The following is a 14833-nucleotide window of genomic DNA, read 5'->3' as shown; positions in this document are numbered from 1 at the left end:
AAATGTATGAAATATCGACTTAAACAAGTAGAACGCTAAACCAACTTCAGTAAACGTAGAAATTCCTTTGAAGCACTTGAAAATATTTGGCCCTTTTTCCAAACAATATTAATATTTGCCGTTAATGGGGGATAAAAGGGAACAAAAGTTAGGTTTGTATTCGCCGTATTCACAATACCATCAATACAAAGTACACTTGCAACTCCCTCTTTTACCAACAACGAAGCGTTATAAAGTAGGTTATATGTGCCAATAACATTCAGATGCTCTATATTTCCTCCAAACCATTCAGAAAGCTGGTTATCAACAAAAGATTGATTTGAAATAAGCAAAGGAGTTTGTTGAATATCTTTTGGTGTGACTGTTTTTTTATAAGCTATAGGATGTGATTTATTAACTAAAATTCCCCACGAATCAACTAAAGGTAATCGGATATATTCGTATTTTTGTTTTTCTACGGGGTCGATAACGAGTCCAAAATCTAAAAGCCCTTTATCAATTTTTTCCAATACATCATCAGCATTTCCACTGTAAAGGTGGATATTAATTTCTGGGTAATCGTTCCTAAGTCCATGTAAAATACGACTAAGAAAATCAAATGCTTGTGATTCCCCACCGCCAATCGTTAATTCTCCACTAATCACTTCATTTTTAATAAGGTTCGTTGTTGTTGATTCAACCAAAGATAAAATTTCTTTTCCTCTATTCATTAAATAGATGCCATCCTCCGTTAATGTGATAAATCGATTTCCACGAATAAATAGTGTGACACCTAACTCTTCTTCTAATTCTTTTAATTGTTTTGAAAGAGTTGGCTGAGATAAATGTAAGACTTCAGCCGCTTTACTAATTGTTTTCTCTCTTGCAACAGTTAAAAAGTAAGTTAACACGCGTAGTTCCATTTAATACTCCTTCCTATAGCTAAAAAGAATAGTTAACCATGTTTTATTGGTATTAGTTAAGTATAACTGATTCAAGTATAATTTAGATAGTAGAAAGTTAATAAATAGGTAAGGAGGGGAAAAGAAATGTCAAACATAAGTTTATTACAAAAGATTATAGGAAAAGAAATACTAAAAGATTCACCCTTATTTGAAGAAATCCATTCAGTGAAGAAAAATAATGAGCGATTGCTAATGATGTTAAATGCAGACTATTATCCTAATGAAGAAGTTTTAAAACATCTAGAGAAAATTACAAGTCAAAAAATTGACTCATCGGTAAAAATTTCACAACCTTTCTATAGTGATTTCGGTAAACATATCAGATTTGGAAAAGATATTTTTATCAATCAAAATGTAACATTTGTCGATTTAGGTGGCATTACGATTGAAGATCAAGTATTGATAGGTCCAGGTTCTAGATTAATTACAGTGAATCACTTGATTTCTCCTAAAAAAAGACGCGGAATTAAAGTAGAGCCAATTTATATTAAGAAGAACGCATGGCTTGGGGCAAATGTGACTGTTTTACCTGGGGTTACAATTGGAAAAAATTCGATTGTTGCTGCAGATTCAACCGTAACGAAGGATGTTCCGGATAATGTTATTGTGGTGGGAAGTCCAGCCAAAGTAGTTCGAGAGATTGAAGAAGAGTAAGGAATATAAAAAAACGGAGAGCTAACTGTTATGAATATAATAATCGGCAAGCAACTCTTTCAAATTGAATTGGTATCTAATCAAGCAACAAAAGAATTAATTGCTAGACTTCCAATAAATCTAAAAATGAATGATTTACATGGCAATGAAAAATATGCTTATTTTTCAGAAATATTGCCAACACAGGAAGAAAAAGTAGATGAAATTAAAAAAGGAGATATTATGCTTTATGGTTCAGATTGCCTTGTCCTCTTTTATAAAACATTCTCTACCAATTACTCATATACTAAAATAGGCAAAGTTAAGGAAGTTGATCAACTCGATTTCATTTCAGAAATAGAAACAATCAACGTCATATTAGTAAAATAAAAGTAACAAAGGAGCGAAAATAATGTCAATTAAAGATAAAGTAATAATTATTACAGGAGCCTCATCAGGAATTGGAGAAGCAACAGCAATTTTATTAGCCCAAAAAGGAGCAAAATTAGTATTAGCAGCACGTAGAGAAGAAAAACTACAAACAATTGTTGAAAAAATTAAAGAAAATTCAGGTGAAGCAGTTTATTTTGTAACAGATGTAACGAAACGGATTGATAATCAGAAATTGGTAGATTTTACTATTAAGACTTATGGAAAAGTAGATGTTATCTTTTTAAATGCGGGTATCATGCCTAATTCCCCATTGTCTGCACTTAAAGAAGATGAGTGGGATCAAATGATTGATATCAATATTAAAGGGGTACTAAATGGTCTGGCAGCAGTCTTACCTTACTTTGTTGAGCAAAAGTCGGGACATGTACTGACTACATCATCGGTAGCAGGACTTAAAGCTTATCCAGGCGGTGCTGTTTATGGGGCAACGAAATGGGCAATTCGTGATTTGATGGAAGTCTTACGAATGGAATCGGCGCAAGAAGGAACTAATATTCGCACAGCAACAATTTATCCAGCTGCAATTAATACAGAGCTACTTGATAAAATTACAGACTCAAAAACGGCTGAGGGAATGACTAGTTTATACGATAAATATGGTATTGCGCCAGAACGAGTTGCAAGCATTGTTGCTTATGCAATTGATCAACCAGAAGATGTGAATATCAATGAGTTTACTGTAGGTCCAACTAGTCAACCCTGGTAATTTATTGCTTGTTTAAATGAAATACCAAAACCGAATCAAGGCTAAGATTCGGTTTTTATTTCATGGAGAAAGTGAAATTGGTACCAATCTTAATTATGGTATTCTAGCAAAAAACTGGTTTGATGTATAGTTGCTCTAATTGTTTGTATCAAATCAATTAGAAAATTAAAGAGTATTGGATTAAACTTTAACCCTTGCATTAAAGTGCACTTTAAGTTGTATAATATATAATAGAACAAGTACGAGACTGAGAGGATGATAAAAATGGAGTATACAAAATTAGGAAATACTGGTCTAGATGTTTCAAGGATTTGCTTAGGTACAATGAGCTTTGGAGACCCTAAAAATTGGATTCATAAATGGGTCCTTGAAGAAGAAGATAGTAGACCGCTAATTAAAAGAGCACTAGAACTTGGTATCAACTTTTTTGATACTGCAAATGTATATTCTTTAGGTAGAAGTGAAGAAATTTTAGGTCAAGCATTGAAAGACTATGCAAATCGGGATGAAATTGTACTAGCAACAAAAGTTCATCAAAAAATGTTTGATGGTCCAAATGGACAAGGATTATCAAGAAAAGCTATTATGTCTCAAATAGATCAAAGTTTGAACCGTTTGCAAACTGACTATGTAGATTTATATATCATTCATCGCTGGGATCCATTTACACCAATTGAAGAAACAATGGAAGCATTAAATGATGTTGTTAAAGCTGGAAAAGCAAGATATATAGGGGCTTCTGCGATGTATGCTTATCAATTTCAAAAAGCAAATAATATAGCAGAAAAAAATGGATGGACAAAATTTGTCTCAATGCAAAATCATTTAAATTTGATTTATCGTGAAGAAGAACGTGAAATGATACCTTATTGTCTTTCAGAGAAAATTGCACTCACACCATATAGTCCAATGGCATCAGGTCGATTAATTCGAAGCGCTACAGAAGCAACCAAACGAAGCACTACAGATAATGCACAAAAAGCTAAATATGATGAAACGGCTGACAAAGATCAGATGATTATAGATCGAGTGGCTGAGTTAGCAGCTAAATATGAGACGAATAAAGTTAATATTGCCTTAGGATGGTTACTTCAAAAAAATCCTGTAGTGGCACCTGTCATTGGTGCAACTAAAATGAACCATATTGAAACAGCTGTAGGAGCTGTGGATTTCAAATTAAGCCAAGCAGACATTCTTTATTTGGAGGAACCTTATATTCCTCATAAAGTAATAGGGCATGCTTAAAAAAGAACTTCCCATTCATTAATGAATGGGAAGTTCTTTTTTATTTTTCTAAAATAAAAACATCTCCAGCAGCAACTATCTGGATTCTTTCAGGATTGTCTACTCTATGAAGTAGGTCAGCTGGATTTCCATTAAAAACATTCATTTGAGGAGCATCAACTGTGCCCCAATGAGATAAAATCAAATCAGAATTTGGATAGGTATTAGCAAGTTTAATCGCGTTATCTAAGCCAATATGCCATTCATTATCAGAAAAATCAAAGAGAATAGCATTAGGTTCAGGCATTTCTAAATGGGATGGCAACAATTTGGAATCTCCAGGAATCCATAAGGTTCCATCGGGTGTTTCAATCCAAAATCCGCAAAAGTCTTCTAATTTAAAGATACGATCATATTTTTTACTTTCATTTTGCCATAAATGATCAGCAGGTGTTAAAGTTATTTTTAAGGGACCATCATCAAAAGAAGCATGTATATCATGACCAATTGCCTCATGATTTATTTTTTCTTTGACCAAGCCCGCTACATATTTTGGTGCGTGGAGAGCCGTTGTCAAAGGCAGTAATTTTTCTAAAGTTGGTATACTAAAATGATCATTGTCTGAATGGGTGATAAGAATACTATCTAAATGTGGCACTTGATCTGTTTTTATTGGCATATCAATCAATAAAGGTAAATCGAAGCCCTCTAAAACTGGATCGACCATCATGCAATAGCCTCTACTATTTAAAAATATACCTGAATTTCCCAGCCATCTGATTTCAGTATGATTACTTTTTTGAAAAGCTTCTGGGCCAAAAGGAATTGTTTTTGGTGGTGTTGCTTGTGGTAGTTTGTTCATCATTTTCTCCCTCCAAAATAATTATTTTTCATAAATCTCTTTAGCGATAGTAAAAGCTGACCAAGCTTTTGGCCATCCAGTATAAAAGGCAAGATGAGTAATGATTTCGGATATCTCTTCTTTAGTCACACCATTTTCTTTTGCTTTTCCCATATGAAAGACTAACTGCTCAAAGTTACCACCAGAAATTAAGGCAGTAATCGTAACAATTGAGCGATCACGAGGGTTAAGCTTATCTTCTCTTGACCAAACTTGTCCAAATAAAACATCATCATTTAGTTCAGCGAATTTTGGTGCAAATTCACCGAGTTGGTCACGTCCTGCTGTAATTTTTTCCATATTGAAAACCTCCTAATAATACATCTACTTAAAGTATACACTATAAAGTGCACTTTAAATCAAGAGGAAATATTGGTAAGATAGATGGAACAAGTACTTAAAATATAGAATAGGGATGAGTTGCTATGAATATTTCAGAAGTTGCAGCAAAATATAATATGACACCAGCTACGATTAGGTACTATGAAAGTCAAGGATTAATGCCAGCAATTACCCGTAACAAGTCAGGAACAAGAGATTTTCAAGAAGAGGATTTAAAGTGGGTTGAATTTATTAAATGCATGAGAGATTCAGGTTTATCCATTCATTCTCTTTCAAAATATTCAGAGTTGTATCAAATTGGTGAAGAAACTTTAATTGAAAGAAAAGAGATTTTGATGGATGAATATCAGAAACTTTTAAAGAAACAGGCCACGATTAATGGAACTGTTGCTAAATTAGAAAAGAAAATCGAGAATTACAATTATAAAATCAAGCAGTCTAGTGAAAATCTATATACAGAATAAAAACTTAACTAGTTTAAAATGGAGGTTAATGAAAATGTATCTTTTTCAAAGAATTGAAGAAGCAGTCTTTAAACAAAATGATGCTCGTCGGGTGATAGGCGAATTTATTCTTGAAAATCGTGATCAATTAAAATCTTATACAATGGAAGAGATTGCCAAACAAACTTTTACGTCTAAACCAACCTTAGTCCGATTTGCTAAATACTTTGGATATTCTGGCTGGAAGGAATTTATGTATGCTTTTAGCCATGAAGTAGCTTATCATGATGACAATGCCTATTTAGATGTTGATCCAAATTTTCCTTTTTCAGCGCAACATGATACATTAGAAATTATTGAAAGCATTGCTACTTTGAAAATTCAGAGTATCAAAGATACTGTTTCTTTGATTGTAGCAGAAGATCTTAATAAGGCGGCAGAACTTCTCCATCGTGCTGATAGTGTTGTGATTTATGGGACGAGCCCAAACTATTATTATGGTGAACTCATTAAAAGAAACTTGTTATCCATTCAAAAAAAAGCAATCATGGCAAATTCTGGTGAAAGTGGTGTTATTACTCAAACATTAAATGATAAAGATTGTGCAATTATGATTTCTTATTCAGGAAATAGTCATGATGACAATCCAACGAGTAACGTAAAGTTATTAATGAAAAATTCTGTACCAATCATTAGTATTACAAGTGGTGGTGAAAACTACTTAAGGGATTACTCAGATGTCATACTCAATATTTCTAGTAAAGAAAAATTATACTCTAAGATTGCTAATTTTGCGACACAAGAATCAATTTTATTTATTCTGGATGCTTTATTTGCAAAAGTATTTTCACTTGATTATGAAGTCAACAAAAAGAATAAAATTTCAAATTCAAAATTATTAGAGTCTAAAAGGCAAGCAACCTTTAAAGAGCTATCTGAAAAATTTTAGCATGATTAAGTATTTAGAAGAGTGAAATCTTCTGAATGCTTTTTTATTTTGTAAATAAAAGACTTAAGGGTGAAATAAATTTCAGTGAAAGTAGCTTATTTTGGTTTTTTATGGAATATGTTTCGATATGTTTTGAAACTATTGGAAACGTTATCAATAAGTGGTAAAGTTCGATTATAAACAAGAGTTGAATAACCAGTTTATTCAAAATAGGATCTTGTTACATTGAAGGGAGAAATCCATGAGTAAAAAATATGAAAAATTAGCTCAAGAAATTGTTGAGAAGTTAGGTGGAAAAGAAAATATTTCAGATGCGTATCATTGTCAAACTCGTCTTCGTTTTAAATTAATAGATGAGCAAAAAGTAGATAAGGAAGAACTTGAGGAACTAGATGGAGTAGCAACTTATTTGGTTAACGCTGGGGTTCATCAAGTTGTAATAGGCACACATGTGAAAGATGTCTTTGAAGAAATTGATAAGAAAGTTGATGTTAGTGAACAAAATAAGGCACCATCAGATAAAAAAAGTGTGTTTAATATCATTATTGAGTTTGTAGCTGGTACATTCCAACCAATTATTCCTGCATTATCTGGTGCTGGTATGGTGAAGGCTGTTCTAGCATTGCTAGTTGTTTTTAAAATTGTTTCTGTAGAGTCACAAACCTATTATTTATTGAACTTATTTGCGGACGGCGTCTTTTTCTTCCTACCGATGATGTTAGCTTTCACAGTTGCTCAAAAGTTGAGATGTAATCCAATTTTAGCAGCATCTGTCGCAGCAATGATGATGCATCCAAATTGGGGCACATTAGTTGCAGCAGGGGAACCAGTTAAATTTTTTGATATTATTCCTTTCAATTTAGCTACATATACTGGATCTGTAATTCCAATTCTTTTAATTATTTTGGTTCAGTCTTATGTGGAAAAATTCCTCAATCGAGTCATACCAAAATCAGTTGAATTAGTTTTTGTACCGATGCTGACATTTTTAATTATGGGAACATTAGCATTTTCAGTTCTAGGACCAATTGGTAGTATTATTGGCGGTTACCTTGCAGGATTCTTTATGTTTTTAAGTATGAACGCAAGTTGGGTACCAGCTGTCTTGATTGGTGGTTTTCTACCAATTATGGTAATGTTTGGCCTTCATAATGGTGTGGCTCCGTTAGGCGTGATGCAAATGGCAGAACTTGGTTATGATAGTATTTTTGGACCAGGCTGTGTTTGCTCAAATATTGCTCAAGCAACTGCTTCAGCAGTAGTTGCTTTTAGAACGAAAGATAAAAAAATGAAGCAGTTGGCTGTTTCTGGGTCAATTACTGCTTATATGGGTATTACTGAACCAACATTATATGGTGTGAATTTACCGAAAAAATACCCATTGGTTGCTGCTATGATTGGTGGTGGAGCAGGTGGTTTATATGCTGGATTAACCAATACACACCGCTTTGCAACCGGCTCATCAGGTTTGCCTGCAATTTTACTTTATATTGGCGATAATTCGATGGTTTTTTTCTGGAATATCGTGATTGCTTTGTTAATTTCAGCAGTGGTCTCAGCAGTTTTAACTTATATTTTAAGTTTCAAATTTGAAAAAGAAGTAGATTTACCATCCGTTAAAGAAGTTATTTTAGAAGATGCAACAGTTAGTAATCCGATTAAAGGAAATATAATTCCTTTGAATGAAGTAAAGGATGGAGCCTTTGCTTCTGGCGCTCTTGGAAAGGGATTTGCTATTGAGCCAATTGAAGGAAAAGTAATTGCACCATTTAATGGGAAAATTGAAGCAGTTTTTCCAACAAAACATGCGATTGGGCTTGTATCAGAAACAGGAATAGAACTTTTGATTCATGTAGGATTAAATACTGTAGAGTTAAAAGGCCAATATTTTGATACTTTGGTAGAGCCGGGGCAAACAGTCAAAAAAGGACAAGCAATCTTAAATTTTGATTTAGAAAAAATTAAAGAATCAGGCTATGAAACTCAAGTCCCAGTTGTTATAACAAATAGTCCACAGTACTCGTCAATTGAATTGACTAATAAAGGGAAATTACTCAATAACGAAGAAGTATTAATAGTTAAAGTATAAAAAAATTTAAATAAAGAATCGCTAAAATTTGCATGTTGAATAAAAATGAATAGGAGCTGTCAATACATGACATTAGATAAAAGTTTTTTATGGGGTGGAGCAACAGCTGCGAATCAGGCTGAAGGTGGCGTATTGGAAGGCGGTAGAAAGCTTTCTAATATTGATGTATTACCTTGTGGTGAAGATCGTAAAAAAGTTGCTCTAGGTGAATTAGAAATGCTGGATTGGCAGGATGGCTATTATTATCCAGCAAAAGAAGCAATTGATATGTACCATCGTTATATGGAAGATATTCAATTATTTGCGGAAATGGGTTTTAAAGTTTATCGAATGTCATTGTCATGGTCTCGTATTTTCCCTAATGGAGATGATGCTGAACCAAATGAGGAAGGTCTTGCATTCTATGAAAGTATTTTTAAAGAATTAAGAAAGCATCAAATTGAACCATTAGTAACAATTGCTCACTTTGATGTACCCATTCATTTGATTAAAACATATGGTGGTTGGAAGAACCGTCAGTTGATTGAATTTTATACACGGTATGCTGAAACAGTTTTGAAACGCTATAAAGGCTTAGTTAAGTATTGGTTAACCATTAATGAAATCAATATATTGTTACATCAACCTTTTGTTGGTGGAGGAATTATCTTTAAAGAAGGTGAAAATCAGGAAGAAATTAAATATCAAGCTGCTCATCATCAACTTGTGGCAAGTGCCTTAGCAACTAAAATTGCCCATGAGGTTGATTCAAGAAATCAGGTTGGCTGTATGTTAGCAGGCGGTAGCCATTACCCATATACTTGTCGCCCAGAAGATTATCAAGAAGCGATTAACCGTGATCGTGAAGGTTATTTTTTTATTGATGTCCAAGCGAGGGGGAAATACCCAAATTACGCCTTGAAAAAATTAGCACGAGAAGGTTTAAATATTGTGATGGAAGTAGGGGATAAAGAAATCCTTGCAGCCTCACCAGTTGATTTTGTGACTTTTTCTTATTATTGTTCACGGACCGTGAGTGCGCATTCAGAAGATTATGAGCAATCAACTGGTAACATTTTTGCTTCAATAAAAAATAAAAACTTACCCTCAACTGAATGGGGTTGGCAGATTGATCCCTTAGGTTTAAGAAATTCTCTAAATCAATTATATGATCGTTATCAAAAGCCTTTATTCATTGTTGAAAATGGCTTAGGTGCAATAGATATACCGGATAGTAATGGTTATGTAGAAGATGAGTACCGCATTGATTATTTACGAGAACACATTCAAGCTTTTAAAGATGCGGTAGAAATTGATGGTGTAGAATTACTTGGATATACAACTTGGGGATGTATTGATTTAGTTGCCGCTAGTACTGGACAAATGAGTAAACGCTATGGTTTCATTTATGTGGATCGTGATGACGAAGGAAATGGGTCACTGGCGCGTTCTAAAAAGAAATCTTTTTATTGGTATCAGCAAGTAATTGAGACAAATGGTGAGAATCTGTCTAGCGAAAATTTAAATATTGAAAAGTAAGAAATAGATTTTTTATTGCAATTAGTGGCTAAACATAGAATCTAAGTTAACGAATGCTAGCAGAATTCTTTATTTTTTATTCAATGTTAAATAGAGTTAAACGGATAATTAATTGGTTTGAATGGTAGGTTAACAGAGTTATATAAGTCATACTATACAGTTGAAATTTATTATCTATCTCAATATAGATTAAACTAAAAGAGCTGAAACAGTAGATTTGAAACCATTTTCAGCTCTTTTAGTTAATTAAAAGACATATAGTTAGTTGTGAAATACCTATAGTTTATTCATTTTTTTCAAAATTAAAAGATTTATACTTAATTAGGCAAGCAAATGTAAACGTTTTACTTAATACTTATATAAAAAAGGAGCTGATCTGTATGATTAATTATTAACCCAATAGGATACTTTGTTTTGATTCAATAAATTAAATACAATTTCATCCTATTATACGATATAAAATCGATAAAAGGGTGTAGATGATGAAAAAATATAAAAATATTTTAGCAACGTACAAAAAAATGAGTATAGTTTATTTGATATCGGGAATCCTTATTTCTTGGCTAAGTGCAGCAACTATTTTCTATTTTCAAAAAATAATAGATAGCTCAAGTTTACTTGTTGTAGATAAAAAAGCCGTTTTATTTTATGGGTTAACATTAATTTTTGTTCCAATTCTTTCTTATTTAGATGAATATCCTAAAAATTATTTAGCAAACAATCTGTATTTCCACTACAAACAAGAATCATTAAAAAAGGTTAGCTTAATTAGGTATGATCGCTATGTAAATATTGGTTTCGGAGTTTTGCTGCAACGGATAGAAAATGTGCTACAGCAGGAAAACAAGTTGTTTTTGATTTTTATTTTAGGATTGTCAGAGAATTGATTCCAGATATCTTATTTAATGTATTTTTCATTTTATTAATCAATAAAAAATTGATTATGTATCTGTTAATTGGCTATCTTGTTGTTTTCTTTACAACAAAATTTCTTTTAAAATTTCTGTATGGCATGAAAGAATCTATCTTAGTCAATGAAGAGCAAATTAATCGCGTACTTTCTAGAGGAATTATGGAATTAGTTACATTTAGAATCAATAAACGCTACGAAAAAGAATTAGCTGAATTAAATATCTTAATAAATGAAACGGTTGTGAGTCGAACACGCATCGCACTAATCCATGAGCTTTTTTTTACGCTCTTTGCGGTATTGGTTTCTTTAATTAAAATCTTAGTTGTTTGTTTATTTATTTTTAATCAATTAGAGGGTTCAATTGGAACTTTAGTAGCTTTGATTATTTATATTGATAAAATATATTCACCAATTGCTATTTTTAATGTTCTTTATGTTCAATTTAAAATGAACAGTGTATCATTTGATCGGTTAATAGAATTTTTAGAACTAGAAAATGAAGATAATTTAATCAATGGATATTATGAAGTAGACCCAATAGAATTTATTAATTTGGAAAACATTTCCTATTCAATTGATGAAACATTGATTCTAGATACTATTTTTCTGCAGTTTGAAAAAGGAAAAAGATACGCTTTGATAGGAGAAAGTGGTGCAGGGAAATCTACCCTAGTAAAGCTAATAGTAGGTTTAATAAAGCCAACTAAAGGAACTATTCGTTTCAATCAAAGGAATATAACAGAACTTAATTTTAACTCTCTCTATGAAAAAGTGACTTATATTTCTCAAGACTCACCAATATTTGATGGGTCGTTACGAGAAAATATTATTTTTGACAAAAAAGTAAGTGATGATAAAGTGATTGAAATGCTGAAAACATGTAGATTAGAAAAGTATTTTAATCAATTAGAGCATGGATTAGATGAACAATTGGGTGAAAAAGGTGTTAAATTATCAGGTGGTCAAAAACAGCGTATTGCTTTTGCTCGAATGGCATTTAGTGACTCTGATTTAATTATTTTAGATGAAGCTACTTCAGCTTTAGATCATTTAACTGAAAAAGCAGTTATGCAAAATATACTGCCTTTTTTTGAAAATAAAATAGTTATTTTTATTACCCATAAAATGAATTTTTTAGAATCAATAGATCAGATTATTTGTTTAAAAAATGGATTGGTTATTGAAGAAGGATCGTATGATGAATTAATAGAAAAACAAGGCTATTTATACGAACTAAAGCAAAATTCTAAAAAGGAATAAATGCTTTTTATCTCTTTAGACCAAGTAAAACAACTTGAGAATCCTCCCTCAGGTTGTTTTTTTGATAGAGTAGACAGTATTGACTTCCATAAAATTCTGTGATAAAGTGCCAATTAAGGAAGGTGCATAAAATGTATTGCGTTAAACCAGAACCATTTATTACGAGACTTAGCTCCCTACAACTTGATTTGATGAAGCGTTGTATGGAGCTTAATCGAGAAGTTTAGACTTCTCATATTCATCAGCCAATAGTTTGAAAATAGGTCTAAAAATTAGGCTTATTTGAGTGAAACTATTTGCTGAAGAATATATAGATTAAAGGACCCAAGACAAAGCTATTGTCTTGGGTCCTTTGTTTTTGTATTTTTTGGCAAATGAAATTTGAACCAAAAGCAGAAGGACAACGTATGAACGATACGTTTTCTTCTGCTTTTTTTTAGTAGAAAAGGGGAATTTAAAATGGGTTTATTAAAAGTTGAAAATTTATCACACAGTTTTGCAGATAAAGTTTTATATGAGAATGGTGCATTTAATTTATTTAAGAATGACCATATGGGAATCGTGGGTCAAAATGGCGCCGGTAAAAGTACATTAATGGATATTATTATTGGGAAAACAATTCCAGATGAGGGCAGTATTAAATGGCAATCTAATGTAAAAATAGGTCATTTAGATCAATATGCTGATGTAGATAGAGAGTTGAAAGTAGCAGATTATTTACAATTAGCCTTTAGTAAATTGTTTGAAATTGAAAAAAGAATGACAAATCTATATGAAGAAAGTGCTATTTCTGGCAATGAAGAGTTATTGCTACAAGCAGCAGAGTGCCAAGAACAACTTGAAATTCATGACTTTTATTCGATTGAAAGCACTATTAATAAGATTGTTGTTGGATTAGGGATAGATGTAATTGGTGTCAATCGAGAAATGAAAGTATTGAGTGGTGGGCAACGTGCCAAAGTTATTTTAGCAAAATTATTATTAGAAGAGCCAAATGTTCTCTTGTTAGATGAACCAACCAACTTTTTGGATAAAGAGCATGTTGAATGGTTGGCAAACTATTTAACAGGTTTTTCAGGAGCCTTTATTGTAATTTCACACGATTATGAGTTTTTAGAAAAAATTGCGACATGTATTTGTGATATTGAATTTGGAACCATAAAAAAATACAATGGTAAATATTCAGAGTTCTTAAAACAGAAAGAACATTTGAGAGAAGATTACGTTAGGCAGTATGGCGCACAGCAAAAGAAAATTAAAGAGACTGAGGAGTTTATTCGGAAGAATATTGCGGGAATCAATACGAAGATGGCACAAGGACGTAGAAAGCATTTGGAGCGTATGGAACGTCTGACTGAACCGAGCTTTACCCATAAACCGACGATTAAATTTAAAGAAGTTCCTTTGGCTTCACACAAAGTTTTGACGGTTAATCAGTTGTCTGTCGGGTATGATCACCCTCTGTTGAGTCATTTAAATTTTTCGATTTTAGGCAATCAAAAAATTGTTATTACTGGTTTTAATGGTATTGGTAAATCAACATTGCTTAAAACTTTAGTTGGTATGAATTCGTCTTTGGCTGGTGGTTTTCAATTTTCACCACAAGTAAAAGTTGGTTATTATGAACAGGATTTGGCTTGGGAGAATGGCTTATTAACGCCAATCCAAGTTGTTTCTGATGCGCATCCAAAATTAACGGTTAAAGAAATTCGTCGTCATTTAGCTCAATGTGGTGTAAATGATAAACATGTGACGCAAGGAATTGCAACGTTAAGTGGTGGTGAACAGGCAAAAGTGAAATTATGTATTCTTACTTTAAAAACGGTCAATTTTTTAATCATGGATGAACCAACCAACCATTTAGATGTGGAAGCCAAGGAAGCTTTAAAGGAAGCTTTAATAAAATTTGAAGGAACGGTATTACTTGTTTCCCATGAAGAAAAATTTTATCGGGATTGGACAGATAAAGTAATCTCAATTGAGCAAGAATCTATATAAAAAGTATCATTTGGCTAATGAATAAAAATAAAATAGCTTTAGTTCGCTAAAGAGATTTACAAACAAAGGGCTTTCATGTATAATTGAGTAAATTTTCAGAAAAATTAAAAATAGATTAGATTAGAATGAGGGAGTGGAAAGATGAAAAAGATTTTTGCAGAAGCAGATGACTATCATTTGAAAAGTTTTTTTGAAGAAAACAATTTAAATGTGACAGATTTTAGAATGGGAACTATTTCAATTTTACCAGGAGAAAGAGTCCCTAAAGAAGGACTTTCACGACATGAAGAAAACGAATATAGTTATATTATTTCTGGTGGAATGACTGGTGAAAGCGGTGGGGAAGCTTTTGAAATCAGTGGAGGAATGGGGACTTTAATTCCAGCAGGTGAGGAACATTGGTGTGTAAATAATGGCGATGTACCATGTGAAATTTGTTGGGTATTGATTAAATAGGCTT

At 32.4% G+C, this 14833-nt stretch carries 15 protein-coding genes; 12 read left to right on the top strand and 3 right to left on the bottom strand.

Annotation, left to right across the window (positions count from 1 at the left end):
* Positions 1-35 precede the first annotated feature (35 nt).
* A complete protein-coding gene (locus tag MHI00_RS12445) occupies positions 36-902 on the bottom strand; it encodes a LysR family transcriptional regulator (protein WP_341114004.1) in 867 nt (288 codons plus the stop codon).
* Between the two features lie 126 nt (positions 903-1028).
* Between MHI00_RS12445 and MHI00_RS12440 the strand changes: the two genes are divergently transcribed.
* From MHI00_RS12440 to MHI00_RS12425, 4 genes are all read left to right on the top strand, one after another.
* Positions 1029-1598: a DapH/DapD/GlmU-related protein gene (locus tag MHI00_RS12440; RefSeq protein ID WP_341114001.1), complete on the top strand. Its 570-nt coding sequence runs from the start codon at positions 1029-1031 to the stop codon at positions 1596-1598.
* A gap of 30 nt (positions 1599-1628) precedes the next feature.
* Positions 1629-1967, top strand: coding sequence for a cyclophilin-like fold protein (locus MHI00_RS12435; protein ID WP_015075784.1), 339 nt, complete (start codon positions 1629-1631; stop codon positions 1965-1967).
* A 22-nt stretch (positions 1968-1989) separates the two neighbouring features.
* The gene (locus MHI00_RS12430) at positions 1990-2736 is read left to right on the top strand and encodes an SDR family oxidoreductase (protein ID WP_010050964.1); all 747 of its coding nucleotides are present in this window, start codon (positions 1990-1992) and stop codon (positions 2734-2736) included.
* Between the two features lie 264 nt (positions 2737-3000).
* On the top strand, positions 3001-3981 hold the full coding sequence (locus MHI00_RS12425; protein ID WP_010050966.1) for an aldo/keto reductase: 981 nt from the start codon (positions 3001-3003) through the stop codon (positions 3979-3981).
* A gap of 40 nt (positions 3982-4021) precedes the next feature.
* On the opposite strand, the gene MHI00_RS12420 is transcribed toward MHI00_RS12425, so the two are convergent.
* Both MHI00_RS12420 and MHI00_RS12415 read right to left on the bottom strand, forming a co-directional pair.
* Positions 4022-4822 carry an MBL fold metallo-hydrolase gene (locus MHI00_RS12420; protein ID WP_332631348.1) on the bottom strand — a complete coding sequence of 267 codons (801 nt, stop codon included), beginning with the start codon at positions 4820-4822 and terminating at the stop codon, positions 4022-4024.
* A 21-nt stretch (positions 4823-4843) separates the two neighbouring features.
* On the bottom strand, positions 4844-5161 hold the full coding sequence (locus tag MHI00_RS12415; protein ID WP_010050968.1) for a carboxymuconolactone decarboxylase family protein: 318 nt from the start codon (positions 5159-5161) through the stop codon (positions 4844-4846).
* Positions 5162-5286: 125 nt separating this feature from the next.
* Between MHI00_RS12415 and MHI00_RS12410 the strand changes: the two genes are divergently transcribed.
* The 8 genes from MHI00_RS12410 to MHI00_RS12375 all read left to right on the top strand — a co-directional run bounded on the left by MHI00_RS12410 (position 5287) and on the right by MHI00_RS12375 (position 14829).
* Positions 5287-5667, top strand: coding sequence for a MerR family transcriptional regulator (locus MHI00_RS12410; protein WP_010050969.1), 381 nt, complete (start codon positions 5287-5289; stop codon positions 5665-5667).
* Between the two features lie 34 nt (positions 5668-5701).
* The gene (locus MHI00_RS12405; protein ID WP_056999696.1) at positions 5702-6595 is read left to right on the top strand and encodes a MurR/RpiR family transcriptional regulator; all 894 of its coding nucleotides are present in this window, start codon (positions 5702-5704) and stop codon (positions 6593-6595) included.
* 241 nt (positions 6596-6836) lie between these two features.
* Positions 6837-8684, top strand: coding sequence for a beta-glucoside-specific PTS transporter subunit IIABC (locus tag MHI00_RS12400; RefSeq protein WP_015075789.1), 1848 nt, complete (start codon positions 6837-6839; stop codon positions 8682-8684).
* 66 nt (positions 8685-8750) lie between these two features.
* Positions 8751-10202: a 6-phospho-beta-glucosidase gene (locus MHI00_RS12395; RefSeq protein WP_187958446.1), complete on the top strand. Its 1452-nt coding sequence runs from the start codon at positions 8751-8753 to the stop codon at positions 10200-10202.
* A 482-nt stretch (positions 10203-10684) separates the two neighbouring features.
* Entirely contained in the window at positions 10685-11089 is a 405-nt protein-coding gene (locus MHI00_RS12390) for a hypothetical protein (protein ID WP_341113997.1), read from the top strand.
* Positions 11086-12375, top strand: a complete 1290-nt coding sequence (locus MHI00_RS12385; protein ID WP_341113995.1) for an ABC transporter ATP-binding protein — start codon at positions 11086-11088, stop codon at positions 12373-12375. The genes MHI00_RS12390 and MHI00_RS12385 overlap by 4 nt, the downstream gene beginning before the upstream one ends.
* Before the next feature lie 459 nt (positions 12376-12834).
* Entirely contained in the window at positions 12835-14373 is a 1539-nt protein-coding gene (locus MHI00_RS12380) for an ABC-F family ATP-binding cassette domain-containing protein (RefSeq protein ID WP_016356355.1), read from the top strand.
* A gap of 141 nt (positions 14374-14514) precedes the next feature.
* Positions 14515-14829, top strand: coding sequence for a cupin domain-containing protein (locus MHI00_RS12375; RefSeq protein ID WP_135054407.1), 315 nt, complete (start codon positions 14515-14517; stop codon positions 14827-14829).
* Positions 14830-14833 lie beyond the last annotated feature (4 nt).

The organism is Carnobacterium sp. FSL E2-0243 (assembly GCF_038003605.1).
GTDB lineage: Bacteria > Bacillota > Bacilli > Lactobacillales > Carnobacteriaceae > Carnobacterium > Carnobacterium maltaromaticum.
The sequence above is the reverse complement of the archived record's forward strand: the minus strand, read 5'-3'. Positions and strand labels throughout refer to the sequence as shown.

Excerpts from the sequence above, each read along its gene's own strand:
- MHI00_RS12445 (WP_341114004.1), bottom strand. The coding sequence starts at position 902 with ATGGAACTACGCGTGTTAACTTACTTTTTAACTGTTGCAAGAGAGAAA.
- MHI00_RS12440 (WP_341114001.1), top strand. The coding sequence starts at position 1,029 with ATGTCAAACATAAGTTTATTACAAAAGATTATAGGAAAAGAAATACTA.
- MHI00_RS12435 (WP_015075784.1), top strand. The coding sequence starts at position 1,629 with ATGAATATAATAATCGGCAAGCAACTCTTTCAAATTGAATTGGTATCT.
- MHI00_RS12430 (WP_010050964.1), top strand. The coding sequence starts at position 1,990 with ATGTCAATTAAAGATAAAGTAATAATTATTACAGGAGCCTCATCAGGA.
- MHI00_RS12425 (WP_010050966.1), top strand. The coding sequence starts at position 3,001 with ATGGAGTATACAAAATTAGGAAATACTGGTCTAGATGTTTCAAGGATT.
- MHI00_RS12420 (WP_332631348.1), bottom strand. The coding sequence starts at position 4,822 with ATGAACAAACTACCACAAGCAACACCACCAAAAACAATTCCTTTTGGC.
- MHI00_RS12415 (WP_010050968.1), bottom strand. The coding sequence starts at position 5,161 with ATGGAAAAAATTACAGCAGGACGTGACCAACTCGGTGAATTTGCACCA.
- MHI00_RS12410 (WP_010050969.1), top strand. The coding sequence starts at position 5,287 with ATGAATATTTCAGAAGTTGCAGCAAAATATAATATGACACCAGCTACG.
- MHI00_RS12405 (WP_056999696.1), top strand. The coding sequence starts at position 5,702 with ATGTATCTTTTTCAAAGAATTGAAGAAGCAGTCTTTAAACAAAATGAT.
- MHI00_RS12400 (WP_015075789.1), top strand. The coding sequence starts at position 6,837 with ATGAGTAAAAAATATGAAAAATTAGCTCAAGAAATTGTTGAGAAGTTA.
- MHI00_RS12395 (WP_187958446.1), top strand. The coding sequence starts at position 8,751 with ATGACATTAGATAAAAGTTTTTTATGGGGTGGAGCAACAGCTGCGAAT.
- MHI00_RS12390 (WP_341113997.1), top strand. The coding sequence starts at position 10,685 with ATGAAAAAATATAAAAATATTTTAGCAACGTACAAAAAAATGAGTATA.
- MHI00_RS12380 (WP_016356355.1), top strand. The coding sequence starts at position 12,835 with ATGGGTTTATTAAAAGTTGAAAATTTATCACACAGTTTTGCAGATAAA.
- MHI00_RS12375 (WP_135054407.1), top strand. The coding sequence starts at position 14,515 with ATGAAAAAGATTTTTGCAGAAGCAGATGACTATCATTTGAAAAGTTTT.